The sequence below is a fragment of the Phaeobacter sp. CC-HEC084 genome, assembly GCF_059429255.1.
In genome coordinates this window covers 1-26,175 of sequence record NZ_JCAIJQ010000001.1, presented here as the reverse complement: position 1 = coordinate 26,175, position 26,175 = coordinate 1, and the positions used below count along the sequence as shown (strand labels likewise).

Sequence of the window (26,175 nt, the reverse complement as noted above, 5' to 3'; positions counted from 1 at the left end):
CAGGGATTTGCTCTGAGAGGCTCTGACCGATCCTGCTGCCCTCCGTTCGGCACGATACGCGGGGCCATCAGCTGCAACCCTGCTTCGGCCTTCACATGAACAGCGTGACGTTCCGGCACCCTGTGCCCGGAACGCTACGATCCTTGATTAAAATCAAGAACACCCCCTGCGAACCATGCCACCCTCAATGTGGTTCGCGATTAGAAGGGGCTGGATCGCGCATGGGGGTGATACGCGCGAAGCGGACCATTCAGGAAAACAGCAACGGGGGCACCGGGAGCATGGTATCTTTGCACGCAGCCAGAACCGCAGCGGCGCTGTCTCTGCTTGTTCTTGCGACCGCAGCTCCAGCCGGTCCCCCCGCACCCGGGGGCGGCTGTCGCCTGCTGAAGACACAGGCTGCGGTGATCTGCAAGGCCAAGGTCTCCTGCCGCAGCTCTGCCCCAGCGGTCGCGGCCATCCGTCCCTTGTTCTTCCACTGCGCCGCAGGCCAGCACTTACCCCGCCCCGTTACCGAGGCCGCCATCGGCGCCTTTAAATCCCCGCGTTATTTCCGCTGCTGCATCGGCAACAACCTTTTGCCCATGCTGCCCACTGCTCCCAATTCCGACTGAAAGGACTCCTGCGATGGCTTTTAACGATTACCAATCCCTTCTGGTGAGTGACACCGAAGGCTGGCACGACGGCAGCGGTGTCATCACCTATTCCTTTATCGGCACCGAAATGCCGCGCTACTATCGCAAGCTGGATACCGATGGCGACGGAACCAAGGATGCCTGGAACATCGACGGGGAGATCGTGCCTTTCACCAATGATCTGTCGATGACGGTGGAACAGCGGTCGATGACCTCGGCCGCGATCAGCGCCTGGAACGAGGTGGCCAACGTCAATCTGCAGCCCGGCACCATCGCCCGCGGCGGCACCGACAGCACATTCGGCACCCCGGTCACCGGCGACGGCACCCTGGTCGCGGCTGGCGGCAGCGCCCTGCCCACCAATGACGACGGCTCCTCTCTGGTGGATATGTCCGCGGTCTTCGAGGAGGGACTGAATTTCTTTGGCGTCGAATATGATGCCAGCCAGATCTACGTGAACACCAATGGTAATATCACCTTCGGGTCGGGCCTGTCCGAATATACCCCAAGCGGGATCTCGGCCGGCTCCACCCCGATGATCGCCGCCTTCTGGGCCGATGTGGACACCCGTGCCGGGCAGCCGATCTATGTCGATGTGGATGCCGAGGCCGATGTCGTCACCATCACCTGGGAGGATGTCGGCTTCTACGACCAGCACGCCGAGCCCAGCAATTCTTTCCAGATGCAGCTTTATGACCGCGGCGAGGGCGATTTCGACATCGTCTTCCGCTATGAAGATATCAACTGGTCGGCTGGCACCGCCTCGGGCGGCGACGAGGAAACCGGTCTTGGCGGCACCCCGGCCCGGGCCGGCTATTCGGCGGGCAACAGCACCGATTTCTTCGAACTTCCGCAATCGGGCAATGAAGGCGCCATCACCAATCTAGAGAACATCACCGGCAACACCGGCGTCGAAGGGCTTTGGGTGTTTGAGGTCCGAAATGGCGCCATCGTCGGCGACATCACCTTTGCGGCCACCGAATTCGACGACCCGGACCTGTTCGGATTTGTCGCCAATTTCCCCAATCCCAACCATCTGGGCGACCGCCCGTCAAAGGCCGGCGATCTGTGGATCAACAGCGCCAATGAAGACCAGTTCATCCCCGGCACCGGGCCGGTCTATGGCCACACCAGCTGGAACAGCTACCTACACGAGCTCGGCCATGCCCTGGGCCTGCGTCACCCCAATGAAGCACCCAATGACGACAGCACCAGTGCCCAGTACACAGTGATGTCCTACGTTGAGCATCCATCCGAATCCGGCGAACCGCTGAGCACTCAGGCCTATTCCCTGACGCCAATGGTCTGGGACATTCAGGCCATGCAGGAGCTTTACGGCGCCAATACCACCACCCGCGCAACAGACACGGTCTATTTCGGCGATGGCAGCGGCACCCATGGCGCAGCGGAATATCAATACGCCACCAATGCCGACAACGATCTCGGCATGCAGGTCAAGGGCGAGGATGGCACCTATCGCGATGTCTACCTGACCATCTGGGATGCCGGCGGGCAGGATCTGATCGATGCTTCGGATCTGTCGACCCGCAGCCTGATCGACCTGCGGCCCGGGAAATATTCCACCATCGGCGAGGAAACCGACAATATCGCGGTCGCCGCCGCTGTGAGCCAGGATGGCGCGGTGATCAATTTCATCGAGGATGCCTGGGGCGGCAGCGCCAAGGACCGGATTATCGGCAACAATGCCGACAATGATCTGCGCGGCGGTGGCGCCCGCGACGTGATCCGCGGTGGCCGCGGCAGCGACGAGATCGCGGGCGAGGGCGGCAACGACCGGCTGTTCGGCAATGGCGGCGCCGACCTGATGCTGGGCGGCCGCGGCAATGACAAGATGAATGGCGGCGGCGGCGGCGATGAGCTCTCCGGCAACGCCGGCCGGGATACCCTGAAGGGCCGCAACGGCAGCGATCTCCTGGACGGCGGCAACGGCAATGACAAGCTGATCGGCGGCGCCGGCGGCGATACCTTCGTCTTCAGCCGCGGCGATGACCGGGTGCGTGATTTCGACACCAGCCGCAGCGGTGAGGTGATCGATCTCTCCGGCGTTGCCGCCTTCACCGGTTTCAGCGATGTGATGACCAACCACGCCAGCGACGAAGCCAAAGGGGTGATGATCCGTGATCTGACCGGCAATTCGATGCTGCTGGAAGGCATAACAATGGGCGAGCTAAGTGCAGACGACTTCCTGTTCTGATTGTATTGTATTTCAGGCGCATCAGGGCCCGGGGTTTTTTACACACCCGGGCCTGTTTTTTATTCTCCCAGGGTCGAAAATCGTTAAAATCACCTAGTAGATTTGCTGCCGGTATTCTGGGGCAGCGGCCTGAGTGACCAGTAGAAGGGACCCTCCTCCATGACCACCTACAGCCTGACCGGTATTGCCGTGCTGCGCAGCAGCCTCCAGGGCGAAGAAGACGTGATCCGCGGTGTTGAAACAGGAATTGACCTGTCCATTTTTGTGCCCGGAGATACTTCGACGCTGCGCTATACTAATTCTGCCAACCCAGACCCCGAAGAGTCGAACCAACCGCTGGCGGATATCCGGGTCGAGGGTGCCACCGGTTATATTGAAGGCGGCCCGCTGGATGAGGACGAAGCCTCGATCCTTGAGGTGCGCTGGAATGATGGCGGCACCATCCGCACCACCACGGTGCTGGTGATGACCTTCTTTGAGGCCGAGGTCGATGGCTACAGCAATGTGGACGCTGATGCGATCTTCGTGCTGGACGGCGCGCCCCTGCCCAGCATCGCCACCCGCGCCCAGTGGAATGCCTTTGACGGCAGCATCGTATCGGTCGGCCCGGCCACCGGCACCTTTGCCCCGAACCAGGAAATCCCGCTGACCACCTTCTTCGATTCGTCGACCGAAAATGATCTCATCATCGGCGGCGACGGCAATGACGAGCTGATCGGCGGCCCCGGCAACGATACCATCAACCCGGGCGATAATATGGACACGGATTTCATCCAGCCCGGCGCTGGCCGAGACCGGGTGATCTTCTCGGATCTGGAGCGCGGCTATGTGCATCTGGACCACTCGGATCTTGACGAAGGCATCACCGTGGAGATCGACGGCAATGCCAATACCGGGTTGATCGACAAGGGTGGCAATGGTCGCACCCGGCTGGTGGATGTGCAGAACCCGATCCTGGCCGGCGCCGATATCGGCGGGCTTGGCGTGGTAGGCACCGATTACAGAGATGTCTTCCGCGTCACCTCGGCCGATGGCGGCTGGCTGCAGCTGCGCGGGGGCGGCGGCAATGACCGTTTCGTCATCGGCGAAAGCGACGGTGCGGTGCGGCTGGATTACATCAACGCAGACAGCGGCGTGGTCGCCAAACTGAACCGTGGCCGGGTCATCGATGACGGGATGGGCGGCGCCGACCGGATTGCGGGCGACGGTCAGATCACCGAAATCCGCACCGGCATGTATGATGACAAGGTGATCGGATCGGGCCAGAACGAAAGCTTTATCCTGATGGCCGGCGAGGACACCCTGGACGGCCGCGGCGGCTATGACCGGCTGCGCTATGACCGCTCGGGCGTCGATGCCGTCGAAGTGAACCTTGGCCGGAATGAGGCCACCGGCACCTGGCGCGACGAAGCCTTCAGCCACAGCATCCGCGGCATCGAACACGTGCGCGGCTCCCGCGAAGGCGATGACACGCTGGTGGGCAACCGCGGCGACAACCGTTTTGATGGCCGCGGCGGCAATGACACCATCAAGGGCAAGGGCGGCCACGACCGGCTCAATGGCGAGGACGGCCGCGACAAACTGATCGGTGGCGGCGGCCGCGACACCCTGGATGGCGGCGCCGGCAACGACCTGCTGATCGGCCAGAAGGGCGGCGATACCTTCGTCTTCTCTGAAGGCCGCGACAAGGTCAAAGGCTTCCGGGGCGCCGACGAGATCGACCTCAGCAGCGCCGAGGGGATCAGCGACTTCTCCGACCTGAGCAACAACCACATGAGCGAAGCGAACGGCAATGTGGTGATCACCGACGATAACGGCGACAGCATGATCCTCGTGAACCGCGATATCAGCGATCTGAGCGCGGACGATTTCCTGTTCTGATCCGCTTCTGCCTTCCCCGGCCCAGTGGTCTGGCGCCGGGGAAGGCCCCCATTTCCAGCTCCCTTTTTCCGCCCCGCCTGCCCCTTCTGGGATCGACAGCCCAGCCTTAACCCGACCGCAGGGCAAGGCAGCTTAAAGAGATTTACCAGATCCATCCCGGATCCCCGGTATATTTAAAACAGGAACGCTCATGGCCCGCAGAAACAGCTATCAGTCCATCCTCGGTGACAGCTGGCATGACGGCAGCGGCAGCGTGACCTTTTCCTTCCTCGACGCGGACATGCCCGGTTATAACCGGGCTGTCGACACCGATGGAGACGGCATAAAGGACGCCTGGCGGGTCGGCGGCGGCCGGGTCTCTTTCGACAACGATTTTTCCATGACCGCAAGCGAACAGGCGATGGCGCTGCAGGCAGTCGCCGCCTGGAACGAGGTCTCGGGCGTCAACCTGCAGCCCGGCACCATCGCGAGCGCAGGGGTCGGGGACGTTACCTTTGCCAGCACCGAATTCCGCGACCGCTTCCTCTTCGGCTTTGTCTCGGGGTTTCCCGATGCGGAGGATCTGGGCGAGACCCCGTCGCGCGCAGGCGATGTCTGGATCAACCGCAATAACCGCGATCAGTTCCTCGCGGGCGCCGGTGACGACGGCGGGCCGGTCTATGGCCATACCAGCTGGAACACCTACCTGCACGAGCTGGGCCATGCCCTGGGCCTCCATCATCCGAACGAAAACCCCAGCAATCCAAGGACCAGCAACCAATATACGGTGATGTCCTATGCCGCCCACCCGGAGGAACGCGGCGACGGTGCGCTTAAACAGACCTTTCCGCTGACGCCGATGCTCTGGGACATCGAGGCCATGCAAGAGCTTTACGGCGCCAATACCACCACCCGCACCAGCGATACGGTCTATTTCGGCGATGGTGGCGGCACGCGCGGCGCTCTGGAATATCAATACGCAACCAATGCCGATAACGCGCGCGGCATGCAGGTACAGGGCGAAGATGGCCGCTACCGCGATGTGATCCTGACCATCTGGGATGCCGGCGGGCAGGACCTGATCGATGCCTCGGGCCTTACCACCGACAGCCGCATCAACCTGCGCCCCGGGACCTATTCCTCGATCGGCGAGATCAACGACAATATCGCCATGGCCGCTGCGGTGCGCCAGGAGGGCGCGGTGATCAATTTCATCGAAGACGCCTGGGGCGGCTCTGGCAACGACCGGCTGCGCGGCAATGGTGCGGATAACAACCTGCTGGGCCAGGGCGGACGTGACCGGCTTTTGGGCGGCGGCGGCAACGATCAGCTCGACGGCGGCACCGGGCGCGACCTTCTGGTCGGCGGTAAGGGCGCTGATGTCTTTGTCTTCTCCGGCGGCAGCGACCGGATCCGGGATTTCACCCCCGGCGAGGACAGGATCGATCTAACCCATGCCACTGGCATCGAAGATTTCCAGGACCTCCGCGACAATCACATGCGCAGCAGCAAAGATCATGTGGTGATCGAGGATGAAGACGGAGATCTTCTGATCCTGCGGCACAGCGCGCTTGATGATCTTGGCGCCGAGGACTTTCTGTTCTGATATGGTCAGAACAGGAAATCATCGGCATCGATCTGGCCCGGGCGCAGATCCTCCAGCAGCAGATGCCCCGCTCCGGTGTCGATCCATGTGCCCGCCGGGCGGCGGCTGATCTCCAGATCGTCAAAGCCGAAACCGCGTCCCGGCAGATCTGACAGGTCAATCAGATCCTCCCCCGGGGTGAAATCCCGGATCCGGTCCACACCGTGGTTGCGGGCAAAGACAAAGACATCAGCCCCGGCACCGCCTTCCAGCCGGTCACGGCCCTTGCCGCCGTCGAGCTGATCATCGCCCGCCCCGCCCATCAGGACATCCTTGCCGCCGCCGCCGGACAGGCGATCCCCGCCGTCCCCGCCAAAAAGCCGGTCACGTCCGCCCTGGCCGAACAGCCTGTCACTCCCGTCATCGCCCCAGAGCCCGTCGCTGCCACCGCCGCCCTTCAGCGTATCCGCGCCATCGCCACCGTGTAGCTGATCATTGCCGCCACCCGCTTTCAGAACATCATCCTCCTGCGCGCCAAACAGGCGGTCATTGCCCTTCTGCCCCTTCAGCACATCGGCGCCGCTGCCGCCATAAAGCTGATCATCACCCGCCCCGCCCATCAGCCGGTCGTTGCCCCGCTCTCCCTCCAAGTGGTCGGTGCCGCCATGGCCCTTCAGCACATCGGCGCCATCGCCACCCATCAGCCAGTCATCGCCACTGCGCCCCAGCAGCAGATCATCACCGCCCAGACCCTGCACCGTATCATCACCACTGCCGCCGCCCAGCTGATCATTGCCGCCACCGCCGTATTGAATGCCATCCGCCAGCGTCACCCCCAGGGCCACCCGGTCGGGGTGGCTGAAATGCCCGCCCGGCCACAGATCGGCAAGGTCCAGCGCGCCGCCATCGGCGCTTTGCACCACCACCACCGTGTCGCCAAATTTCAGGCGGATCCCGTCGCGCAGCTCTGTGACCTGCAGCTGCGTCATGCTGCGCAGCCCCGTCAGCAGGGACAGATCCAGCACATCCTCACCCGGGGTGAAATCCTCGATCTGCACCCAGCCGGATACCACCTCCGGCAGGAAGACATCGGCGCCATCGCCACCCCGCAGCGTGCTGCCCGTAACCTGCGCCCGCAGCACATCATCGCCCGCACCTCCTGCGACCGTGGTCTGCCCTGTTCTGGCGGTGATCACCTGCCCCAGATCCGACAGATCGAGGGTAAAACGGCTGATACCGCCCGCCGCCCCCGAAGCTGCAAAGACCTGCAGCGTCTCGCCCGTCACCAGGGTTTCCAGCGCCGTCACATTCTCCAGCCCCAAGCCGCTGTCGTGGGCTAGGCTGGTCAGATGCAGCAACTGCCCCGAAGGCAGCATCCGCAGCAGGCTGATCCCGTCATCGCTGCCCGCTGCCAGCACCAGCACGGTGCCATCCGCCAATGTCACCACCTCCAGCGCCGACAGCCCGCCGAACCGGGTGGTGGCGGTGTCGTTCAGCTGATCGGAGAGCGACAGCGCGCCGTTGCGCGCCACCGACATCAGGCTGAGCGAGCCGCTGCCGCCCGCCCCCAGCAAGGCCCAGGTCCGGCCATGCGCCTCAAAGCTTGCGACTGCGCTGATACCGCCCACCGGCAGGCCATCCTCGACGCCGAAACTGCCCGCTGGGGTCAGCGCGCCGGAGCCCGGATCGACCCGGTAGCTGCGCAGCCCCTGAAAGGTGCCGCCTTCGGCCAGAAACAACAGCAGTGCCCCGCCCGGACCGCCGAGGGCCAGCGCCACCGTCTCCGGATGCAGATAGGCAGCATCCCCCCCGGCCGTGACAACCGCGCCCTGCATCCGGCCCTCTGCGTCCAGCCGCCAGCCTGACAGGCGCCCGCCGGACCCGGTGATGCCGTAGATCACTGCATCGCCATTCGCCAGCGTCAGCGCCGCCAACGCCCCGAGGCCACCGGCATCGGCGCCGGGCAGATCCTGCTGCTGCTGATCGCCAAGGCTGCTAGCGCCCTGACCATCGGCCCCGAGGCGATGAAACAGCAGATCGCTTTGCCCCGTGTCCTGCAGCAGCAGCCGGGTCTCATCACCGATCTGCGCCAGCAGCACCTCTCCGGTTTCGGCCGTTACCCGCCCGTGCAAGCGGCTGTCCTCTGCCCCGGCGGGGCGCGCAGCGCCCATGTCATTCAACCGGAACAGGGTCATGCCGCCGCCCCGGCCATTCATCGCATAAAGCACCGATCCACTCTCCGTCTCCTGCACCGCAAGATCGCGAAGATCCTGATCGAACAGAGGGTTTCCCGTCTCAAAATGCTGCGCAAACACAATATCCATCAGTCTGCATCTCCGACCTGACCGCACTCATCACGGCGGCGAAGATCAGCAAACCCCATGTCCGCACTGGGATCCGGAATGGGGCAAAAAGGGGAATATTGTTTACATATTGAAGACAATCATCGGGGTTGGGCAGGACTAGCCCGCGTTGCCGGAGCCGCGTCCGCCCGGTTAGCGTCGCTTTGGCCCTCGCCGGGGCAGGCGCAGAAACACGTGACCCATAACGAGGCGCTGCAGATGCTGGATGCGCTGGTGCAGCTGCGCGTCGCCGCATTTGACGCCGAAACCCCGCCTGCCGACACCGCGCCGGGCGATACCTGGGCGCTTGGGACCACGCCAACCGGCGCCTGGGCCGGACAAGCAGGCCGTCTGGCCATCTGGCAGGGTGAAGGCTGGCTGTTCCTGGCGCCGCAGCCCGGCTGGCGCGCCTGGGGGCTGGCCGAGGAAGAGCTGCGCCATTGGGATGGCAGCGCCTGGCGCCAGCCTCCGCATCTGGGCCTCAACACCAGCGCCGATGCCAGCAACCGTCTGGCAATTGCCGCCCCAGCCACGCTGTTGACCCACGACGGCGCCGGGCACCAGCTGAAGATCAACAAGGCCGCTACCTCCGACACCGGTGCGCTGCTGTTCCAGTCAGGCTGGAGCGGATGGGCCGAGATGGGCCTTCTGGGCGATGACGATTTCTCGATCAAGGTCTCAAGCGATGGCAGCAGCTGGACCGAGGCGCTGCGCATCACCGGCGACGGCGATGTTCTGGCCGATGGCGCCCTTATCAGCGGCGGCGCCGATTACGCGGAATATTTCGAATGGGCCGATGGCAATCCTTCGGGCGCGGACCGGCGCGGGGTGGCAGTGGCGCTGGATGGCGGCAAGATCCGCCCGGCAGAGGTGGGCGAGGATCCCATCGGCGTGGTCTCGGTCACGCCTTCGGTGCTGGGCGGCGGCGATGGGGGCGGCTGGCGCGGCAAATACCTGCGCGACGATCTGGGCAGCCCCTTGCGGGAGGAAGGCGAGAATGGCCAGCAGACCCGCCGTCTGAACCCCGCCTATGATCCCACCCGCGCCTATGTACCGCGCGCGGAGCGGGCCGAATGGGCCATGGTGGGGCTCATTGGCAAGCTGCGCCTGCGCCGGGGCCAGCCCACGGATGCGCGCTGGATCAGGCTGCGGCAGGTGTCAGACAGCGTAGAGGAATGGCTGCTGCGCTAAGCGGGCCTGCCCGTTAGTCCGGCCAAGCTTCCCACATCTGCAGCACCGTGCGCCGCCCGAATCCTGTGTGGTCGAGACCGGCATTTGGAAAGGTGGTGAACTCGCCAAACACCGGTCCCGACGACGTCAGGTAGAAATCTAATCGCAGTAGAACCGGCAGCCGCGCAGAGAGATATTCGGCCATGGCAATTAACGCATCGTACCCTGCGGGCGGCACGGTCTCTGTCGCCATCCCGTCTGCCCCAGGCGCTTCAGGCCAGCCCACCAGCGCCGCAGGCAGACGACGGCCCTGACGATCCAGCGTCATCATATTGCGTTTGCCATCAGCTGCATTGCGGTCATGCACCCGCACAAAGGCCACATCGCCCGCCACGGCATAGGCCTTGAAATCTCGCGGGATTACCAATGCCGGATCCGTCTGCGCGGCAACATCTTCCAGCATCTCTTCGGCCAGGATCTGCGGTGGTGTCTCAAAAAGGCACCCATAAAGCGCCTTGGCATAGGTCTCCAGATCCGGGGTAATCGCTGCCTGCGCCATGTGATCCCGCCCCTCTGCCGCCACGACCACCCCCTTGGACGAGGCGCCATTTACCGGCTTTAGTACCACCCGCTGCGGCAGGGCCGCCCAGTCCAGTGCTTCGAGATCCGGGACCTGCTGCCATAACTGCGGCAAAGGCAGGCCCAGATCCTCAATATAGAGCCGCATTTCCTCCTTCTGGGTCAATCGCGCTACATGGGCATGGACCCGACTTCTGGGCGCCCGATACCAGTCCTGCAACCGTTCCAGCATGCGCGGCCGCAAACGGTCGCGACCTTCGGCCTTCAACAGCGGCATCAGTCCCCAGGGTTTGCAATAGACCGAAGGATCCAGGATGCAGGCCGCCCGCAGCAGGGCCATGCCCTCGTCGCGAGCTCCGCCCTTGAGAGCCCGCCGTCCTTCCTCCAGAAGCGGCCGCGCCCTGCCGGGAAAGATCCGGCGCGGCGTCCAGGATCCAGTCTGCGCCATAGCCCTGCCCCTTATCCCTTGGCCCCCTGGCCGCGGGCATAGACATCCTCGTAGCGGATGATGTCATCTTCGCCGAGGTAGCTGCCGGTCTGCACTTCGATCAGCACCATCGGCACCTTGCCGGGGTTCTCCATCCGGTGAACCGAGCCAAGCGGAATATAGACCGACTGGTTTTCGGTCACGAGGCGCACCTCATCATCGACGGTGACCTTGGCGGTGCCTTCGACCACGATCCAATGTTCCGATCTGTGGTGGTGGCTTTGCAATGACAGCGCCGCGCCGGGATGCACATGGATGCGCTTTACCTGGAACCGCTCGCCCACCGCCAGGCTTTCGAACCAGCCCCAGGGGCGGTGATCCATCGGGAATTCGGTGGCCTGTTTGGCGTATTTTTCCTTCAGCGCCGCCACCGCCAGCTTCACGTCCTGCGCGCGGGAGGCATCGGCCACCAGCACCGCATCGGGCATCGCCACGGTGATCACGTCCCGAAGGCCGATCCCCACCACCTCAAGCCCTTCGTCCTCGGAGCGAATGAGGCTGTTGTCGCAATCGATCGCGGTGGCCGCCCCCGCGGTGACAACCCCCCGGTCATCCGGGGCGCTTTCGCGCCAGACCGCGTCCCAGCCGCCAAGGTCGGACCAGCCGGCGGCAAAGGGCACCACAGTGAGATTGTCGGCCTTTTCCATCACCGCATAGTCGATCGAGATATCCGGGCAGCCCTCCCAGGCGCCGGGATCAAGCCGGAAGAATCCGAGATCCGGCGCCCCTTGTGCAATCGATGCCATGACCGGCGCCAGCAGATCCGGCGCATGGGCGCGGAAGGCGGCAAGAATGGTTTTCACCGAAAACAAGAAAATCCCGGCATTCCACAGGAACTGCCCCGAGGCGAGCATCTCTTCGGCGCGGGCGGCATCGGGTTTTTCCACGAAGCGTTTCAGGCCAATGGCCCGGGGGGTGAAATCACCCGGCCCACCCTCCAGTTCCAGATAGCCATAGCCGGTTTCCGCATGGGTCGGCTTGATGCCGAAGGTGACGATCTGACCTGCCTCGGCGGCGGCCTGCCCGGCCGTAACCGCGGCGCGGAAAGCGGGCGCATCGGGCACCACGTGATCCGAAGGCGCCACCAGCATCAGCCCCTCCGGGTCGCTCTGTTCCAGGTAAAGCGCCGCCGCCAGTACCGCGGGCGCGGTATTGCGTCCCGCCGGTTCGATCAGCACGGCGCCGGGGTCGATGCCGATACCTGCCAGTTGCTCGGTAACAATGAAGCGGAAATCGGAGTTGGTCAGCACCATGGGCGCCGCATAACCCGTCCCCGACAGCCGCTTGGCCGAGGCTTGAAACAGGGTTTCCTCGCCTACCAATGGCACGAATTGCTTGGGGTAGCTTTTGCGGGACAGGGGCCAGAGCCGGGTGCCGGAGCCACCGCACAACAAGATGGGAGTGATCATGTAAAAACCCTTTCAACTGCCCCTTATCCGAGGTTTTCACGTGGATCTCCAATCATTGCAACCCCATAGCAAGTGCGGATTCGGAAAACCTTGCGATGTGCCACAAAGGTTCATAGACCGGCAGAAGGCAGCGAATGTGTTTCAGGAGAACCCCTTTGGAAAACGGTAACAAAACCATTGCCATTGCCGGGCTGGGCAAAATCGCGCTGGATCAGCATGTGCCGGCGATTGCCAACACCAGTGGGTTCCGTCTCGCAGCCACGCTCAGCCGCAATACCAGCCTCGAAGATATCCCCGGCTTTACTACCTGGGAGACACTCAGAGCCACAGGTCCCCGCCTAGATGCCTTGGCGATCTGCACCCCGCCACAGGTGCGTATGGAACTGGCTTATCTGGCGCTTGAGGTCGGCCTGGATGTGCTTTTGGAAAAGCCTCCTGCCGCCACGGTGGCGGAAATCCTCGCCCTGAAGGCCGCAGCCAAGCGCCAAGGCCGTGTCCTGTTTGCCAGCTGGCATTCCCGCCATGCCCGGGCCGTGCCCGCTGCCACCGCCTGGCTGGCGGACAAAAAAATCCGCAAGATCACGGTAACCTGGCGCGAAAACGTACGCCAATGGCATCCCGGACAAAGCTGGATCTGGCAACCGGGCGGTTTGGGCGTGTTCGACCCCGGCATCAATGCCCTGTCGATCCTGACTGCAATCCTGCCAGCGCCTCTGGCCGCTGATTTACATGTCACCGCCGCCGATCTGGAGGTGCCGGAAAACTGTGCCACTCCGATTGCCGCCCGGCTGACGCTGGCTGCCCCCGGCGGGCTGGAGGCCAGCGCTGATTTCGATTTCCGTCAAACCGGCATCCAGACCTGGTCCATAGACATAGAAACCGACAGCGGCCATCTGGCGCTGCAGGCAGGTGGCGCTGACCTGTTTCTGGACGGCCAGCCGCAGCCAAACGACCCGAACCGGGGCAGTGAATACGAAGAACTTTATCGCTATTTCGCAAGGCTGGTGCAAAGCCGACGCAGCGATGTGGACATCTCCCCCCTTGTCCTGGTGGCCGATGCCTTTCTACTGGGGCGCCAGATCCCGACCGAGGCCTTTCATGACTGACCAGAACCCAGATCCCGTGCCTACAGCCTCCCTGTTCGACGACCGCCGCTGCACCCTGGGCGAAGGCCCCCTGTGGCACCCCGGACGCGCGCAGTTGTTCTGGTTCGACATACTGGGTCGGCGCTTGCTGAGCCGCAGCCCGGACAGAAAGCACGACAACACGCAAGAGTGGCACTTTGATGAATATGTCTCGGCAGCCGGCTGGACCGGGCAGGACAGCCTGCTGATCGCCTCACAAACCGCACTGTGGCACTTTGATATCGGCACCGGCCACCACGAAAAGATCCTGCCGCTGGAAGCGGACAATCCGGTGACACGCTCCAACGACGGGCGTGCCGATCCCTGGGGCGGCTTCTGGATCGGCACCATGGGCAAGGCGCTGGAGCACGGTGCCGGAGCCATCTACCGCTATTACCAGGGCGAACTGCGCCAAGTCTTCGACAAGATTACAATTTCCAACGCGATCTGTTTCTCTCCCGATGGGCACTGGGTGTATTTTACGGACACCCCGCGGCAGGCGATCTGGCGTCAGGCGCTGCGCAGCGCCGATGGTTGGCCCGCCGCAACCGAACCCGAGATCTTTATCGATCTACGCTCCGAGCGCCTTAATCCCGATGGCGCAGTGGTGGACAGCACTGGCTGCCTGTGGAATGCGCAATGGGGAGCCAGCCGCGTTGCCTGCTACGGCCCGGACGGCAGTTTCCGCCACGCCGTGTCCTTTGCGGCCAGCCAGATCTCCTGTCCGGCCTTTGGTGGAGCGGAGCTGCAAACGCTGTTTGCCACATCGGCAACCGAAGGATTACGGGATGCCAGTGGATCCGCAGACGGGCAGACCTTCGCCCTACGGCTGGAAGTAACCGGACAAAGCGAGCATCAGATACGGCTCTAGCAGCGTGATCTACATCTGGAGGGGCTCACTGATCACAAAAAGCTGAGGCTTGATACCAGTAGCCGCCTGCTTGGTACTTTTACCTATGCGCTCTGTTTCTCCGCGATGCGTACAGCCTAACGTTACGGTACTGGTAGCACCAGAGTGCCAGCTGGCGTCATTCTTAGAGCGGCAAAGCACATCAAGCTCCGGCACAAAACATCCAGTTGCTAGCGTGAGATCTCCGAATGGCGGCGCAACAGCGCCGCCCGATTGCCAGCGCTGACTACCTCAAAGCCATTGTCCAAAAGATACGGCATGGCAGTCGTACCTTTTGCTGTCCACTTTTCATTTTCATCTAACCACGTATCATCGAAACAGATCACACCGTCCGGTGTGAGTTTGGAGACCAGAGTTTCCGCACAGTCCAGATGCATCTTATGGCACTGGAGCTCATCAATGCGTGCCCCCAGAAACTTTTCATAACGCCCCTGTCTGATTTCTGAATGATTGCCGTGATCGAAATCGTATGCATCCAGGAAGACATAATCGATTGAACCTTCATACTGCGCCAGAAAATCCTCTCCTTTTGCTGTGACCGCCTGGAACGTGTAACCATGTCTACGGAACATCCGCCGGGCCATGCGCGTGTTGCGCTCATCCATGTCCACCGTAATGAAGTCGACGCCATACTCGGCACAGAATGATGCAAGTTTTTCGGTGGATCCCTGTCCAGGAACCACTTCACGTGTTGTGCCGATTTCGATCAGCACGCGCTTGCGATTGCTCCGCAGCGGAGGCGTCCGATGCAAATAATCCAACAACAGGGCGTGCCCATGTTCCCCTGCCTTCTGTTCATTCCCCAGACTGCCCAAATACGCCTTAAGAACATCCTTTCCGGCACCGAAAGGCGCACTCGACAAAATGGCATCCTCAAGCAAAGTTGTCAGTGCTTCGTTTTTTCTATTCAATTCAAGCAATAGGGAGGCCGCCAGCACCCTCAACCACCGCGCATGGAGCGGAATCCTGTGCAGCGCTTCCGCCACGAAACTCATCCCGTGTACCGGCTGCTTTTTGTTGTAATAGTGGGCTGCTGCGGCCAACAAAAGAAGGGACGCGGTTTGCGGCCCCAGTCCATCAGCCGTCTCATCAAGCCTTTCCAAGAAATCCTGTTCGTCCCCTCCAAGGCACGCATCCAGCTTCTGCAGAACCTGTGTCGTATCCGGCTGCTGTGCTCCCTGTGGGGCCAGTGCATCGAAAAGAGCTATAGCCCGTTCCATAAAGCTGGAAACTAGCCCCAGCGCTCTGCCGTCCTCCGGCGACGGCTGCTTTTGTAGACTTAGCCCGGCTCTGTTACGATGCAGAAGATATGCACGTTCCGGCGGATAGCCCAGTTTCTCACAAAGCGCTCTGTAGGCTGGGACATTCAAGAAATCGCTGCAATCGAAGGTTCTCTGTTCCTTATCAGGGATAAAACCGTCGTCCTGCACGGCATAGCGCGACGGGGTGAAGTGCAACGGAGTACACAGATCCCTCAGCCCTTCCCTGTCCGTTTCAATGTCTTCGCTACGTAGCAACGGCAAATCCTGATGGTGGGCTAGAAAGTGGTTCAGGCCTACGCAAAACTCATCAAAGTTTAAATCCTCACCCGCTGCCAAACAGGCCTGATAAGAGGCTATCGGGTGACAAACCAACAGGGCAGCCCCTCTTTTCGGAACCAAGGGAAGCTCTGGACCATCGGCTGTAACGGTCAGCAAAAGGGACCTGCCCACTCGGCCCAGCTCCTGTTGCAGCTCCTCAATTGCACCGAGAGCCAGCCGTGACCTCGCCCCTCCTGAAAGACCATGGCGCGCTGACTTGCCCGGCAGGCATTCACCTACCCCCACACAGGTTACCCCCCCGACGCGCCCTTGCCACCAAACAGACGAAAGATGAGGAAGTCCTGGGAATGCACAAAGAATACGGGCCTGAGGCGCCGAATTCTTGCTGTTGCGCAACGCTTCTTCGCAACGCTCTAACATATTTGGCAAGGGCTCGGATGGAAGAGAGCTCTGCCCTTCCGCCTCGCCACAATGCGCATCAAGAATGGTGAGGGCCTCCTCGAACATCTCCAAGGCCTTACCCAATCCGATCCGGCTGGGAACCTGGTACTCTGAGCTCCATTGGACGCCTTGCTTCATGTCCTTGTTTTCTTTCCGATTTCTTTATCCGCCCCCTGAAGTGGCGTTGCGGTTTCCACTTTGGGATCCTGCAAATCGTCCTCCTCCTCCTGATCAGCGGTCTTGGCGCGCATATCACGCAGATATTGCGATGCTTCGCGCAACCGTGGCGTCAATTGCTGCAAAAGCATTTCGAGTTCAGTTTTTTCATCGCAGAGTAACGCATATTGCTTTTGCAGACTTTCATAATCCACTTGGAGGCGGTTTTGCTGCTCCAGAGCCAAAGTCAGATCCCGTCTTGCGATACGATAACTGACTTCGGTTCGCTGCATCTTCTCAGACGTTTCCTGTTCAGCCTTAAGCTGTGCCAGCAGACGTGCGTTCAGACTTTCGAGGCGCTCTTGATGACTTTTCAAAGCCGCCGCCAGTTCTCTCTCCGCCTTCACCAAAGCCGCCTCACTTTCAGCCTGCACCTTGGTCTTCTCGGTCAACTCATCGCGCATTGCGACGTTTTGAGCACGGGTTTGCTCCAGTTCGGTTTCCAGCTGCGCAAGACGCCGCAACGTCGGGCTATCGCGAAACCAAAGAACTGGCCAATCTGGATCACTCTCATCCGCTTCTATCAGCTCGAACGTCTCTTGCATCAAACGGTTTTTGATCGCAGCACAGTCTTCGGAAGCCTCAAAGAAGCTTTCAACACCGCAGCGGACTACCACCTCTTCCGCACGCTCCAACAAGCCCGTCCTCTTCAGAGCATCCAACAGGTGGGCTTCCTGCCCAGGCATATCGACCCATACGCGGATTGGATCATTGAGAGGCTGCAGCCGTTCCAGCAAAGACGTCACCGTAATGGTCGGCACACTTTCCCTACCGCGCTCTTTCAGGCCGGGAAAGACATCTTTTAATGCATGCGTCGGAGGTGAGAAACTGCGCAGCCCCTCAATAGAGTAGAACGTCATCTCCGCGTTGCCATCTCCTGAATACGCGGCCGCCTCAACATGCTCAGCGCACAGTTTCTGCTGCAATGAGATGTGAGGCTCTGGATCCACAAGGACCACACGCATGCCCCCCTCCACCAAGCGGGTTGAACACTTTGCAAATAGATCGGAAGCAGACACCCCCAAAATGATCAAGGTTCCTGTAGCTGGCGTCTGCGCAACCATTTAGAGTCTCCTAGTCTCTTTGTTATTTTTATGCGACGTACATGGTAGTAAGCTAGTCTTTCAAACCAAAGAAAGACCGGTAATTCTCCTTCGGGAAAACCTGACAGTGTCCACCATAGGTTGCGTCCACTATTTCTCTCCCGACTGCTGAAAACGCCTCCAGCGCCGCACGGTAGGAAATCTCGGATTCAGCCAGATTCGGAGCATCCCACTTACTCCCACGAAAGTAGTCGGGGCTGAAATGGTTCGGGTCGGCTCCCCGCATCTCGAGCTCAGCATTGGACGGCCCGGATTGAGCGAAATAATGATCCATGCCGATAATGACAACCTGACGGAACCCCATGAAGTAGGCGAGCTGTAATGCAGCATGCGTGACCGTATGTCCTTCCCGCACACCTCGGGTGATATCACCGTAAAACCGGCCGGTCATATCCTTTGTTTGAATGCGATAGGTCAAGGCATCCTCTGGCAACACATCAGTGCCCCGATCCGAAATAAATTTCACGCAATTCATCTTTCGAAAGGCATCTGCGCTCTGTTCAATGACCTTGCGGTTCACGGCAACCATATAACGAGGGTAAAAACCGAATTTGGGCAAGCCAAGATATATTTTGTTTAGACCGAACACCACTTCCTTGCGCAGGAAACTCAGGTCCATACGGTTCAGGGAAGGGCCATTGCATACGATCACGCATCGCTCACCCTGGTGTAGGTCGTGAAAGCGCAACAGGCGTGAACTTGGATCAAAGCAGTCGAATTGCATTTTGCTCATTCCTAGGCGCTCCGATAGAGACATGATGTTCTGGTTGGTCTCACGACCACCTCTCCATGGAACTGCAGCATGAAGACTGAAGAGCACGGTCACACGACATAAAACGAACCGGCTACTGCAGGCGGCTTCTTACGCACAATATAACCGGCCTCCTGTCCAAGACCTGAATTATTGATCTCTTTCATATATTTGCCGCGTCCAGGCTACCGCGCCAAACAAAACCATAGCCCTGCGATAGTCAAGATCAGTCACCAAGCACCAAGACTGGACAATCAGCCTTGAGCCCATACCGGCACAGGGTTATGAAGATTTGATCGCTCACAACTCATGTTAGCGAACAGAGCTAAAAGGAAGCGCGAACAGCCGAGGCTCTGTTTGCGACAGTGGAGGACCAATGGCTGAGAACATCGCAACAGGCCTCGACGCCCAAGTCAACCACACACTGGCTGTCCTGCGCGACAGTGTGATCAAGGGCGATATTGGCCATGAGAATGGCATATTGCCAGGCTTGTCTCTACGGAGCGACATGGCGCTACAAGCAAGCGGCCGCTACATATCACAGGAAGGGCGACTGCTAACATTGGACGTCACCACCCAGGCTCAAGGAGACTGGATGGCGCTCCACCTCTCTCTGGGAGGCAGCGATTATACTCCACACGGTTTTGTTGGCCTTGCTTGCCGCACCGCCGCACCCGAACCGATCATAGTACAACCCTGCCTGCGCTCGGGCACCGAAGAGGGGTTCGTCGACTGCTTCTTCGATAAACACATCCTGGCAACGCCTGAAGAGGCAAGCCATCTGGACGCCCTACCGATCCATAATCGCTCAAATCTCCCACTCCATGCGCCCTGGCGTGAATTGATCATGTTCCTGCCGGTACACAGCTTCCGCTGGTCTTTGCACGACTTGCGTATCTTTGTGGTATGAATACCGACTCCCGAGCATGTCTCTAACTCTCGCCCTTCCCGTCCATAATGACGCCAGGAATCTGCGCCGTGTTCTAGCTCAAGCGCACAAATTGGGGGTCTTCGACAAGGTAGTGATAAGCGACGACGGCTCCGACGAACCTGTCAGCCGCACTGAAGTTTGCCCCCCAGATGCTTGGCCGCAGAATTGCTTCACAATCCTTCGGACAGAAACAAACAAGGGAGCTGGTCACGCCCGCAATCGTGCCCTGGAACATGTAACGACTGAGCACGTCCTATTTTTCGACGCCGATGACCTTTTAACGCCGGACCTAGCAGCCCTCATCAAGACCCTTGCCGGACGACAGTTCGACTTCTGCCTGTTTCGCCATACAGACAGCCGTTGCATAGGATGGGGTATCTTGGGTCAAATGCCACTTGATGAAGCGCATTGGCGCCGGGCCAAGGTGCAAGTCGGCGCACTCAGCTCAATCAACCCAACACAGGCCGCCGCTCTGGCCGAAACGACCAATTACCCTTGGAATAAGATCTACCGAACAGATTTTTTAAGAGAAAACAACATTTATTGCTCTGAGACCATGGTTCATAACGACATCGAGTTACACTGGATGAGCTTCCATCATGGCCGCAATATCCTTGTGTCTGATCGGGTGGGTGCTCTCCATTTCGTAGCCCCTAGCGGCCAGCGCCTAACGAACCGCAAAGGAGAGGAACGCTTCGCGGTCTTCGCTCCACTCGGTCGCATAGCGAGTGCCCTTGATACTGAGAACGCCTCTGAGCGATTACGCGAACCCTTTCTGCGGTTCACCAGCGGACTGTTTGATTGGATCAGAGGCAATATCGCTCCTCACCTGCAAGAACGATTTGATGCAGCGACACGTGATTTTCTGCTGACATATGTGGACATGACGCGTTTTTCACAGCTCAGCCAAGCCGATCCGGTCTTGGCACGACATATAGTGCTCCAACTGGAGCGAGGGCGCATATGAATTTGTCTTTCGTGATAATTACTGTCAGCGATGACGAGAACCTGTGGTCTCGCTACAAGGCCCTGGCCGCCGTGACTGCTCCAGGCGACGAGGTTCTGCTGTGCGACAGCGGGCAAGCCCGAAATGGCACACAGATCATACGCCGTTTCGGAGAAGAGATCGGCTGGGGCGAAGGCGTGGCTGCCCGCCCAATCGCACTGCCCGAAACCCGCTCTTTTCCCGATCGGGCTACACTACGCAAGCTGGCCGCACATCCCGCAACGCTGATCCTCCCCGACAAGGCGTACCCCACATCCGATGGTGTCAAAGCACTACGCGCACAGCTGGAACACAGCACTCCTGATTTACTGCTGCTTAACAGCGCCCGAAGACTTGGAGACACCAACATCATTCTCCCCAGTTCCGACGCAAGCCGCTGGCCTGCAGCAGGCATGCTAAACAATACGGCCGCCCATACCGCAGCAATGCAACTTCTCCCTGACATCACGCGAGTGATGCCCCTAAGCGAGCGGCCGCATGAAGATTACGAAAGCGCAGTCATGCAGGCGAACAGCATTGGCTTCGTACCGGCCACAGTGCTCGTGACACCCCAGCCTGCGCCCTGCGATCCCACACCGCAGATTGCCACGCTCAGCGCCCGGATCGCTGCCACGCCCCGCAGCAGAAGGGCGGACCTCCTGACCTCTGCAATGCTGCAATTTGACGACATGATAGCCCAACTGGACCCCCTCTATGTTGAAGCTTTTCTTGCCGCCTCCCGCTCTTTTGCAAAGCAACTACCACGCCGGTTGCGGCGATCACTTCGGGCACATGACGGACCAAGCGGCCCCCTTCTCCACGACCTTCAGCGCAGGGATCTCACCTCAGCCCGCGTCCAACTGGCACTACAATTCGCGGCACAGGACCGGATCCATGTCCGAGCCCTGACAACCGAAATCGGAAGGCTCAGCAATGACCTTGACCTCGCGCTCCCAAACCCGAGTTACCTGATGGACCTGTTTCAACGAGCACGGCGCGCATGATCAAAGTATTTAAAACCGGGCGCCACGCACATCGCACCCCCTTAAGCTATCCAGACCTTGCTCCACTTTTTGCTGATTGTATCCAGCTAGTGGACACTCCAGCCGAAGCCGATCTTTACATGTTTGCCCACAGCATGGATTTTGAAACCGCTCCGCGCGCGCTGGTCGAAGACTGGCGCCAGCGGCGACGCCCGGTTGCAATCCTGTCTGAAGAACCTTTTTGGGACACCATCTGGGGGCAACGCCCACTGCAGCGCCAAATTCGTCAGGAAACGCCCTTTGGAGCGCTACCTGTGTTCCAGCTCAACCACTGTACCACCGAGATCTACCACTTTGAGCATATCCCCTATTACCTGTTGACCGAGCATCGTTTCGCGCAGGTTTACGCTCCCCTATTCCAGCGCAATGCCCAGCTACGGGCCTCGGAATGGCGCGCGGTTTTTGCCAACTGCCCGAGCGACTTGACGTTCATGTTCGAACGCCGCCCTGAACGATACCACAATGTGGAGTGGGCCGAAGCTGATCTGATTGGCCTTTGCGCCTGGCGCACAGACTTGGCCGAGGCCTGCACTTGGCCCGGCGTTGCCCGCCTCGGCCAGAGCTGGCAAGGTGGACAGACCCGGTTCGAACTGGACGACTGGCATGGCGACAAGCTCCGGCAGCTCGACCAGAACACACGGCAGATGGGCGCGCTGGAAAACACTCATCACCCTGATTACATCACCGAGAAAATTTTCGATGCCTTTGCCATCGGAGCGCAACCGGTCTATTTTGCGAGTGCCGCTCACCGCATTCACAGCATGGGCCTGCCGACGGAAAGCTGGGTCAACCTACACGGCCAAACCCCGGATGAAGCTGCTGAAACCCTGAACGCTACAACGCAAGACGATACTTTTATCGACGCACTCCATGACGCGCAAAGCGCGCTGGCAAACCTGTTTGGAGACCCCAGCTTCGCCGCGATCGAGCGCACACGTTTGCGTAGCGCTGTGCTGAAGACCCTAGAAGAGGTACTCGACAGTCATCAGTGACAAAAGGTGGGCTTTGATAACCTGAGGGGTACAAAACGGGCATCCCCTGCACTCTCGCGGCCAAAAATCCGCTTCAGGGGTTATTTCTGGACATCAAATTGCTAGTCATGTAACCGCAGGGTAGATCACGTTTTCGAAGGTTGAAATGCTTATCAGTATTGTCATTCGCACACTGAACGAAGCAGACCATCTGGCTGACCTTTTGGCAATGGTAAGCCGCCAAAACACCTCTTTTGATGTTGAAACTGTCCTCATCGATTCCGGTTCGACCGACGGCACTGTTGAGATCGCACAACGCCACGGTGCGCGTATAACGCACATTAAAAAATCAGAATTTTCATTCGGGCGCTCGCTTAACCGCGGCTGTGATTTCAGCCATGGCGATATTCTGGTTCTGGTTTCCGGGCATTGTGTCCCCACCGACGAAAACTGGCTGCAGAACCTGTGCCAACCGCTGATCGATAAAGCCGCCTCCTACAGCTATGGTCGCCAGATTGGCGACGACAACAGCAATTACAGTGAGCGGCGCATCTTCGCCAAATACTATCCTGCGGAATCTGCCATTCCGCAGGATTCGTTCTTCTGCAACAACGCCAACTCGGCAATCCTGCGTTCTGTATGGCAGGACCATCAGTTCGACGAAGAGCTTACCGGTCTGGAAGATATGGAACTGTCCAAACGGATCTGGAATCAGGGCCATAAGATTGCCTATGTGGCAGATGCACCCGTCTTTCACCACCACAAGGAAAGCTGGGGGCAGATCCGCCGCCGCTTTGAGCGCGAAGCCATGGCCTTGCGCCTGATCATGCCCGAAATTCACGTTACGCCACTGGACGTGATGCGTTGGGTCGTCTCGAGCACCTGGCAGGATTGGCGTGCAGCAATCCGCCATGGCATAAAGTCCACTCGCAAACGCGACATGTTGCGCTATCGCTGGAACCAATACTGGGGTTCATATAAAGGCAACCACGATCACCGGCGCATGTCGCAGGAAACAAAACAATATTACTTCTACCCAGAAGTTTCGGAAAAGGCAGGTCAAGATGAGTGGCTCAAACCGTTGTATCGCACTCCTCCCAATGAAGGCCAACAGTCAAAGGGTTAAGGGCAAGAATTTTAGGCCGCTACATGGTAAACCGCTGTTCCGCTGGATCCTTGATACCTTGCTGGCCGTCGAAGAAATCGACGAGGTAGTGATCAATACCGACGCCCGGCACATCCTGGCCGAAAACGGCCTGGTGGAAACCGACCGGGTTCGCATTCGCGACCGCCAACCGGAACTGTGTGGCGATACCGTGTCGATGAACCTGATCCTTGCCGATGATCTCGCCGCGGTCGAGGCCGATACCTATTTGATGACCCACACCACCAACCCGCTGCTGACCCCGCAAACGATCCGGTCGGCGCTGACGCAGTATCAGGACGGCGTGGCCAAGGGCGAGGCTGACAGCCTGTTCACCGTCAACAAGATCCAGACCCGGTTCTATCGCGGTGATGCCAGCCCGGTGAACCACGATCCCGACAACCTAATCCAGACCCAGGATCTTGAACCGTGGTACGAGGAAAATTCGAACCTCTACATCTTTTCGCGCGATAGTTTCGCCAAGACCAATGCCCGGATCGGGAAGCAACCGCTGCTGCACGAGATGGACAAGATGGAAGCCTCGGATATCGATACGCCCGAGGATTGGGACCTGGCCGCCGCGCTGGCCGGGATGCGCATGGCGAAAGAGGCTGCTGAATAATGAAAGACGTTCTTGTTACCTGCCCGCCGATGCTGGGCCAATTCGACCTGTTCGTGGACTACGCCGCCGAGCGCGGACTGAACCTGCATCGCGCCGAAGTGACCCAGATTCTGAGCGAAGACGAGCTTTGCGATCTGCTACCACAATATGACGGCTGGATCATCGGTGACGATCCGGCCACCCGCCGGGTGTTCGAAACCGCGCAGGGCGGTCGGCTGACGGCGGCGGTAAAATGGGGTATCGGGGTCGATAACGTCGATTTCGCCGCCTGCAAGGATCTGGGCATCCCGATCATCAACACGCCGATGATGTTCGGTGCCGAAGTGGCCGATGTAGCCACCGGTTTCGTGATCGGGCTGGCGCGCGAACTGTTCCTGATTGATCGCGGCGTACGCTCCGGGGACTGGCCGAAACCGGCCGGCATCAGCCTTACCGGCAAACGCGTCGGCGTGATCGGGCTAGGGGATATCGGCCGCAACACGGTCGCCCGTCTGCGCGCCTTGGGAATGGAGGTCGTAGCCTACGATCCCGGCGTCGAAGGCGATGCCGGGTTTGAGGGACTTAAGCGCGCAGCATGGCCCGAGGCGGTCGAAGGGCTGGATTTCCTAGTCTTCACCTGCGCCCTGAACAAGCACAACTTCCATATGCTGGACGCCGATGTGCTGGCCAAGTGCAAGCCGGGAATCCGGGTGGTCAACGTCGCCCGCGGCCCGCTGATCGACGAACAGGCGCTAATCGCGGCGCTACAATCGGGGCAGGTACATTCGGCAGCTCTGGATGTCTTTGAAGTGGAACCACTACCCTCTGACAGCCCACTACGTGGAATGGAGCGTTGCATATTCGGCTCGCATAACGGCTCCAACACGGTGGATGCGGTCATCCGCGCCAGCCATGAGGCAATCGGGCGCCTTGCCGGATTTTATGTCACGAAAGAGGTTTAAGCGAATGCGCGTTCTGGTCACTGATGGCGCCGGGTATATTGGGCCACACACAATAATCGAGTTGCACGCGCGTGGCCATGAAATCTGTGTCGTCGATAATTTCAACAATTCTTCGCCCGCGCCACTACGCCGGATTACCGAGATTATCGGCAACGGTTTCGAACATCACCAGACCGATATCCGCGACCGCGCCAAGATGGACGAAATCAAGGCGAATTTCCACCTCACCTCATGCCCGTCAGAAAACCCTAACACTTCCAATATAGCAAAAGTCCAGAAAATGCTTTTAGGGCGGAAAATTTTGCAAAATGGTGGAAAATGAAAAATCCAAAAGTCTCCCTGATTATACCCTGTTACAATTCAGAAAAGTACATCCAAGGGACAATAGACTCTGTCAGATCCCAAACAATGGAAGACTTTGAATGTATAATTGTAAATGACGCTTCCACCGACCAATCCAAAAATATAATTCAAGAAAACTGCAAGCAAGACAGACGAATAAAATATGTCGAACATAGAGCAAACTCCCATGTTTCCGCAGCGAGAAATACAGGAATAAGACTCGCACGAGGTCGGTACCTCGCTTTTCTTGATTCTGACGATTTGCTTACTCCAGAAAGCTTACAAGATCGCTGGAGGACCTGTGAGGCAGCCCTCAGACACACCGATAAGTTTGCGGGATCATACTCCGCCTCAATTCCGATATCGGAAGATGCTGATAGCGCGGGAATTTCCAATAATGTCAAACTACAAAATATTGGTTTCGTAACGACTGGAGGAAAATGCCCTTTCAACGCAAACCAACCAATGGTGCGTGCTGAAATTATTCGAGCAATCGGTGGGTTTTCCGAGGCACTTTCACAAGCCGAAGACTACAATCTTTGGCTTATGATATTGCGTGCGGGGTACTGGTTTGCTCCTAGCAACCTAAGAACAGTAACTTACAGAAAACGGGAGCACAGTCTTGTAAGAACTGCCCCCACGGAACACCTGAATAATTCTATGTGCCTCTTGGGGCATTCTGACTTACCTCTTCCTCAAAATCACTTGACCGCATTTACACACAGATTAAGCAAAGGCTTTAATGAATATGAAAAGCAAAAAAGGCGTGCTGACCGTATCCTTGAATTCTGCGGGATAACCTTAGCGGTCAAGAAGGATGCGGCACTG

At 59.4% G+C, this 26,175-nt stretch carries 22 protein-coding genes; 16 read left to right on the top strand and 6 right to left on the bottom strand.

Annotated features, from left to right (window positions below; translation table 11 throughout):
* Positions 1-281: 281 nt before the first annotated feature.
* The 4 genes from AC5SSZ_RS00110 to AC5SSZ_RS00095 all read left to right on the top strand — a co-directional run bounded on the left by AC5SSZ_RS00110 (position 282) and on the right by AC5SSZ_RS00095 (position 6,316).
* Entirely contained in the window at positions 282-614 is a 333-nt protein-coding gene (locus tag AC5SSZ_RS00110) for a hypothetical protein (protein WP_274838554.1), read from the top strand.
* A gap of 13 nt (positions 615-627) precedes the next feature.
* Entirely contained in the window at positions 628-2,850 is a 2,223-nt protein-coding gene (locus tag AC5SSZ_RS00105) for a nidogen-like domain-containing protein (protein WP_274838555.1), read from the top strand.
* Positions 2,851-3,009: 159 nt separating this feature from the next.
* Positions 3,010-4,731 (top strand): calcium-binding protein, encoded by a 1,722-nt coding sequence (locus tag AC5SSZ_RS00100; protein WP_274838556.1) that lies wholly within the window; start codon positions 3,010-3,012, stop codon positions 4,729-4,731.
* 190 nt (positions 4,732-4,921) lie between these two features.
* The gene (locus AC5SSZ_RS00095) at positions 4,922-6,316 is read left to right on the top strand and encodes a M10 family metallopeptidase C-terminal domain-containing protein (protein ID WP_274838557.1); all 1,395 of its coding nucleotides are present in this window, start codon (positions 4,922-4,924) and stop codon (positions 6,314-6,316) included.
* A 5-nt stretch (positions 6,317-6,321) separates the two neighbouring features.
* Here AC5SSZ_RS00095 and AC5SSZ_RS00090 read toward each other — a convergent pair whose 3' ends face one another.
* The gene (locus AC5SSZ_RS00090; RefSeq protein WP_274838558.1) at positions 6,322-8,619 is read right to left on the bottom strand and encodes a calcium-binding protein; all 2,298 of its coding nucleotides are present in this window, start codon (positions 8,617-8,619) and stop codon (positions 6,322-6,324) included.
* Positions 8,620-8,832: 213 nt separating this feature from the next.
* Between AC5SSZ_RS00090 and AC5SSZ_RS00085 the strand changes: the two genes are divergently transcribed.
* Entirely contained in the window at positions 8,833-9,828 is a 996-nt protein-coding gene (locus AC5SSZ_RS00085; protein ID WP_274838559.1) for a peptidase G2 autoproteolytic cleavage domain-containing protein, read from the top strand.
* 13 nt (positions 9,829-9,841) lie between these two features.
* On the opposite strand, the gene AC5SSZ_RS00080 is transcribed toward AC5SSZ_RS00085, so the two are convergent.
* Positions 9,842-10,834 carry an ATP-grasp fold amidoligase family protein gene (locus AC5SSZ_RS00080; RefSeq protein ID WP_274838560.1) on the bottom strand — a complete coding sequence of 331 codons (993 nt, stop codon included), beginning with the start codon at positions 10,832-10,834 and terminating at the stop codon, positions 9,842-9,844.
* Positions 10,835-10,845: 11 nt separating this feature from the next.
* Positions 10,846-12,282 carry a mannose-1-phosphate guanylyltransferase/mannose-6-phosphate isomerase gene (locus tag AC5SSZ_RS00075; RefSeq protein ID WP_274838561.1) on the bottom strand — a complete coding sequence of 479 codons (1,437 nt, stop codon included), beginning with the start codon at positions 12,280-12,282 and terminating at the stop codon, positions 10,846-10,848.
* A 155-nt stretch (positions 12,283-12,437) separates the two neighbouring features.
* On the opposite strand from AC5SSZ_RS00075, the gene AC5SSZ_RS00070 reads away from it, so the two are divergent.
* Entirely contained in the window at positions 12,438-13,388 is a 951-nt protein-coding gene (locus tag AC5SSZ_RS00070) for a Gfo/Idh/MocA family protein (RefSeq protein ID WP_274838562.1), read from the top strand.
* Positions 13,381-14,277 carry an SMP-30/gluconolactonase/LRE family protein gene (locus AC5SSZ_RS00065; RefSeq protein ID WP_274838563.1) on the top strand — a complete coding sequence of 299 codons (897 nt, stop codon included), beginning with the start codon at positions 13,381-13,383 and terminating at the stop codon, positions 14,275-14,277. The genes AC5SSZ_RS00070 and AC5SSZ_RS00065 overlap by 8 nt, the downstream gene beginning before the upstream one ends.
* Before the next feature lie 209 nt (positions 14,278-14,486).
* On the opposite strand, the gene AC5SSZ_RS00060 is transcribed toward AC5SSZ_RS00065, so the two are convergent.
* The 3 genes from AC5SSZ_RS00060 to AC5SSZ_RS00050 are packed head-to-tail and all read right to left on the bottom strand — an operon-like array spanning position 14,487 to position 18,350.
* Positions 14,487-16,436 carry an O-methyltransferase gene (locus tag AC5SSZ_RS00060; protein ID WP_274838564.1) on the bottom strand — a complete coding sequence of 650 codons (1,950 nt, stop codon included), beginning with the start codon at positions 16,434-16,436 and terminating at the stop codon, positions 14,487-14,489.
* A complete protein-coding gene (locus tag AC5SSZ_RS00055; protein ID WP_274838565.1) occupies positions 16,433-17,578 on the bottom strand; it encodes a hypothetical protein in 1,146 nt (381 codons plus the stop codon). The genes AC5SSZ_RS00060 and AC5SSZ_RS00055 overlap by 4 nt, the downstream gene beginning before the upstream one ends.
* A gap of 52 nt (positions 17,579-17,630) precedes the next feature.
* Positions 17,631-18,350 (bottom strand): 6-hydroxymethylpterin diphosphokinase MptE-like protein, encoded by a 720-nt coding sequence (locus tag AC5SSZ_RS00050; protein WP_274838566.1) that lies wholly within the window; start codon positions 18,348-18,350, stop codon positions 17,631-17,633.
* Between the two features lie 394 nt (positions 18,351-18,744).
* Between AC5SSZ_RS00050 and AC5SSZ_RS00045 the strand changes: the two genes are divergently transcribed.
* The 9 genes from AC5SSZ_RS00045 to AC5SSZ_RS00005 form a co-directional block, all read left to right on the top strand.
* Positions 18,745-19,278, top strand: coding sequence for a hypothetical protein (locus AC5SSZ_RS00045; protein WP_274838567.1), 534 nt, complete (start codon positions 18,745-18,747; stop codon positions 19,276-19,278).
* Between the two features lie 16 nt (positions 19,279-19,294).
* Positions 19,295-20,266: a glycosyltransferase family 2 protein gene (locus AC5SSZ_RS00040; RefSeq protein WP_274838568.1), complete on the top strand. Its 972-nt coding sequence runs from the start codon at positions 19,295-19,297 to the stop codon at positions 20,264-20,266.
* The gene (locus tag AC5SSZ_RS00035; protein ID WP_274838569.1) at positions 20,263-21,288 is read left to right on the top strand and encodes a hypothetical protein; all 1,026 of its coding nucleotides are present in this window, start codon (positions 20,263-20,265) and stop codon (positions 21,286-21,288) included. Before AC5SSZ_RS00040 ends, AC5SSZ_RS00035 begins: the two co-directional genes overlap by 4 nt.
* Positions 21,285-22,319 (top strand): glycosyltransferase family 10 domain-containing protein, encoded by a 1,035-nt coding sequence (locus tag AC5SSZ_RS00030; protein WP_274838570.1) that lies wholly within the window; start codon positions 21,285-21,287, stop codon positions 22,317-22,319. Before AC5SSZ_RS00035 ends, AC5SSZ_RS00030 begins: the two co-directional genes overlap by 4 nt.
* Before the next feature lie 145 nt (positions 22,320-22,464).
* On the top strand, positions 22,465-23,424 hold the full coding sequence (locus AC5SSZ_RS00025; RefSeq protein WP_274838571.1) for a glycosyltransferase family 2 protein: 960 nt from the start codon (positions 22,465-22,467) through the stop codon (positions 23,422-23,424).
* Positions 23,363-24,064, top strand: a complete 702-nt coding sequence (locus AC5SSZ_RS00020; protein ID WP_342456209.1) for an acylneuraminate cytidylyltransferase family protein — start codon at positions 23,363-23,365, stop codon at positions 24,062-24,064. The genes AC5SSZ_RS00025 and AC5SSZ_RS00020 overlap by 62 nt, the downstream gene beginning before the upstream one ends.
* Positions 24,064-25,005, top strand: a complete 942-nt coding sequence (locus tag AC5SSZ_RS00015) for a phosphoglycerate dehydrogenase (protein WP_274838573.1) — start codon at positions 24,064-24,066, stop codon at positions 25,003-25,005. Before AC5SSZ_RS00020 ends, AC5SSZ_RS00015 begins: the two co-directional genes overlap by 1 nt.
* 4 nt (positions 25,006-25,009) lie before the next feature.
* Positions 25,010-25,327 carry an NAD-dependent epimerase/dehydratase family protein gene (locus AC5SSZ_RS00010; RefSeq protein WP_274838574.1) on the top strand — a complete coding sequence of 106 codons (318 nt, stop codon included), beginning with the start codon at positions 25,010-25,012 and terminating at the stop codon, positions 25,325-25,327.
* Positions 25,324-26,175, top strand: an 852-nt coding sequence (locus tag AC5SSZ_RS00005; protein WP_495436027.1) for a glycosyltransferase family 2 protein, incomplete at its 3' end; no start/stop codon positions are given. The genes AC5SSZ_RS00010 and AC5SSZ_RS00005, both read left to right, overlap by 4 nt.

What these genes read in the sequence shown, in the direction of transcription:
- AC5SSZ_RS00110 (WP_274838554.1), top strand. Translation starts at nt 282, where the DNA reads ATGGTATCTTTGCACGCAGCCAGAACCGCAGCGGCGCTGTCTCTGCTT.
- AC5SSZ_RS00105 (WP_274838555.1), top strand. Translation starts at nt 628, where the DNA reads ATGGCTTTTAACGATTACCAATCCCTTCTGGTGAGTGACACCGAAGGC.
- AC5SSZ_RS00100 (WP_274838556.1), top strand. Translation starts at nt 3,010, where the DNA reads ATGACCACCTACAGCCTGACCGGTATTGCCGTGCTGCGCAGCAGCCTC.
- AC5SSZ_RS00095 (WP_274838557.1), top strand. Translation starts at nt 4,922, where the DNA reads ATGGCCCGCAGAAACAGCTATCAGTCCATCCTCGGTGACAGCTGGCAT.
- AC5SSZ_RS00090 (WP_274838558.1), bottom strand. Translation starts at nt 8,619, where the DNA reads ATGGATATTGTGTTTGCGCAGCATTTTGAGACGGGAAACCCTCTGTTC.
- AC5SSZ_RS00080 (WP_274838560.1), bottom strand. Translation starts at nt 10,834, where the DNA reads ATGGCGCAGACTGGATCCTGGACGCCGCGCCGGATCTTTCCCGGCAGG.
- AC5SSZ_RS00075 (WP_274838561.1), bottom strand. Translation starts at nt 12,282, where the DNA reads ATGATCACTCCCATCTTGTTGTGCGGTGGCTCCGGCACCCGGCTCTGG.
- AC5SSZ_RS00065 (WP_274838563.1), top strand. Translation starts at nt 13,381, where the DNA reads ATGACTGACCAGAACCCAGATCCCGTGCCTACAGCCTCCCTGTTCGAC.
- AC5SSZ_RS00060 (WP_274838564.1), bottom strand. Translation starts at nt 16,436, where the DNA reads ATGAAGCAAGGCGTCCAATGGAGCTCAGAGTACCAGGTTCCCAGCCGG.
- AC5SSZ_RS00055 (WP_274838565.1), bottom strand. Translation starts at nt 17,578, where the DNA reads ATGGTTGCGCAGACGCCAGCTACAGGAACCTTGATCATTTTGGGGGTG.
- AC5SSZ_RS00050 (WP_274838566.1), bottom strand. Translation starts at nt 18,350, where the DNA reads ATGAGCAAAATGCAATTCGACTGCTTTGATCCAAGTTCACGCCTGTTG.
- AC5SSZ_RS00045 (WP_274838567.1), top strand. Translation starts at nt 18,745, where the DNA reads ATGGCTGAGAACATCGCAACAGGCCTCGACGCCCAAGTCAACCACACA.
- AC5SSZ_RS00040 (WP_274838568.1), top strand. Translation starts at nt 19,295, where the DNA reads ATGTCTCTAACTCTCGCCCTTCCCGTCCATAATGACGCCAGGAATCTG.
- AC5SSZ_RS00035 (WP_274838569.1), top strand. Translation starts at nt 20,263, where the DNA reads ATGAATTTGTCTTTCGTGATAATTACTGTCAGCGATGACGAGAACCTG.
- AC5SSZ_RS00030 (WP_274838570.1), top strand. Translation starts at nt 21,285, where the DNA reads ATGATCAAAGTATTTAAAACCGGGCGCCACGCACATCGCACCCCCTTA.
- AC5SSZ_RS00025 (WP_274838571.1), top strand. Translation starts at nt 22,465, where the DNA reads ATGCTTATCAGTATTGTCATTCGCACACTGAACGAAGCAGACCATCTG.
- AC5SSZ_RS00020 (WP_342456209.1), top strand. Translation starts at nt 23,363, where the DNA reads ATGAGTGGCTCAAACCGTTGTATCGCACTCCTCCCAATGAAGGCCAAC.
- AC5SSZ_RS00015 (WP_274838573.1), top strand. Translation starts at nt 24,064, where the DNA reads ATGAAAGACGTTCTTGTTACCTGCCCGCCGATGCTGGGCCAATTCGAC.
- AC5SSZ_RS00010 (WP_274838574.1), top strand. Translation starts at nt 25,010, where the DNA reads ATGCGCGTTCTGGTCACTGATGGCGCCGGGTATATTGGGCCACACACA.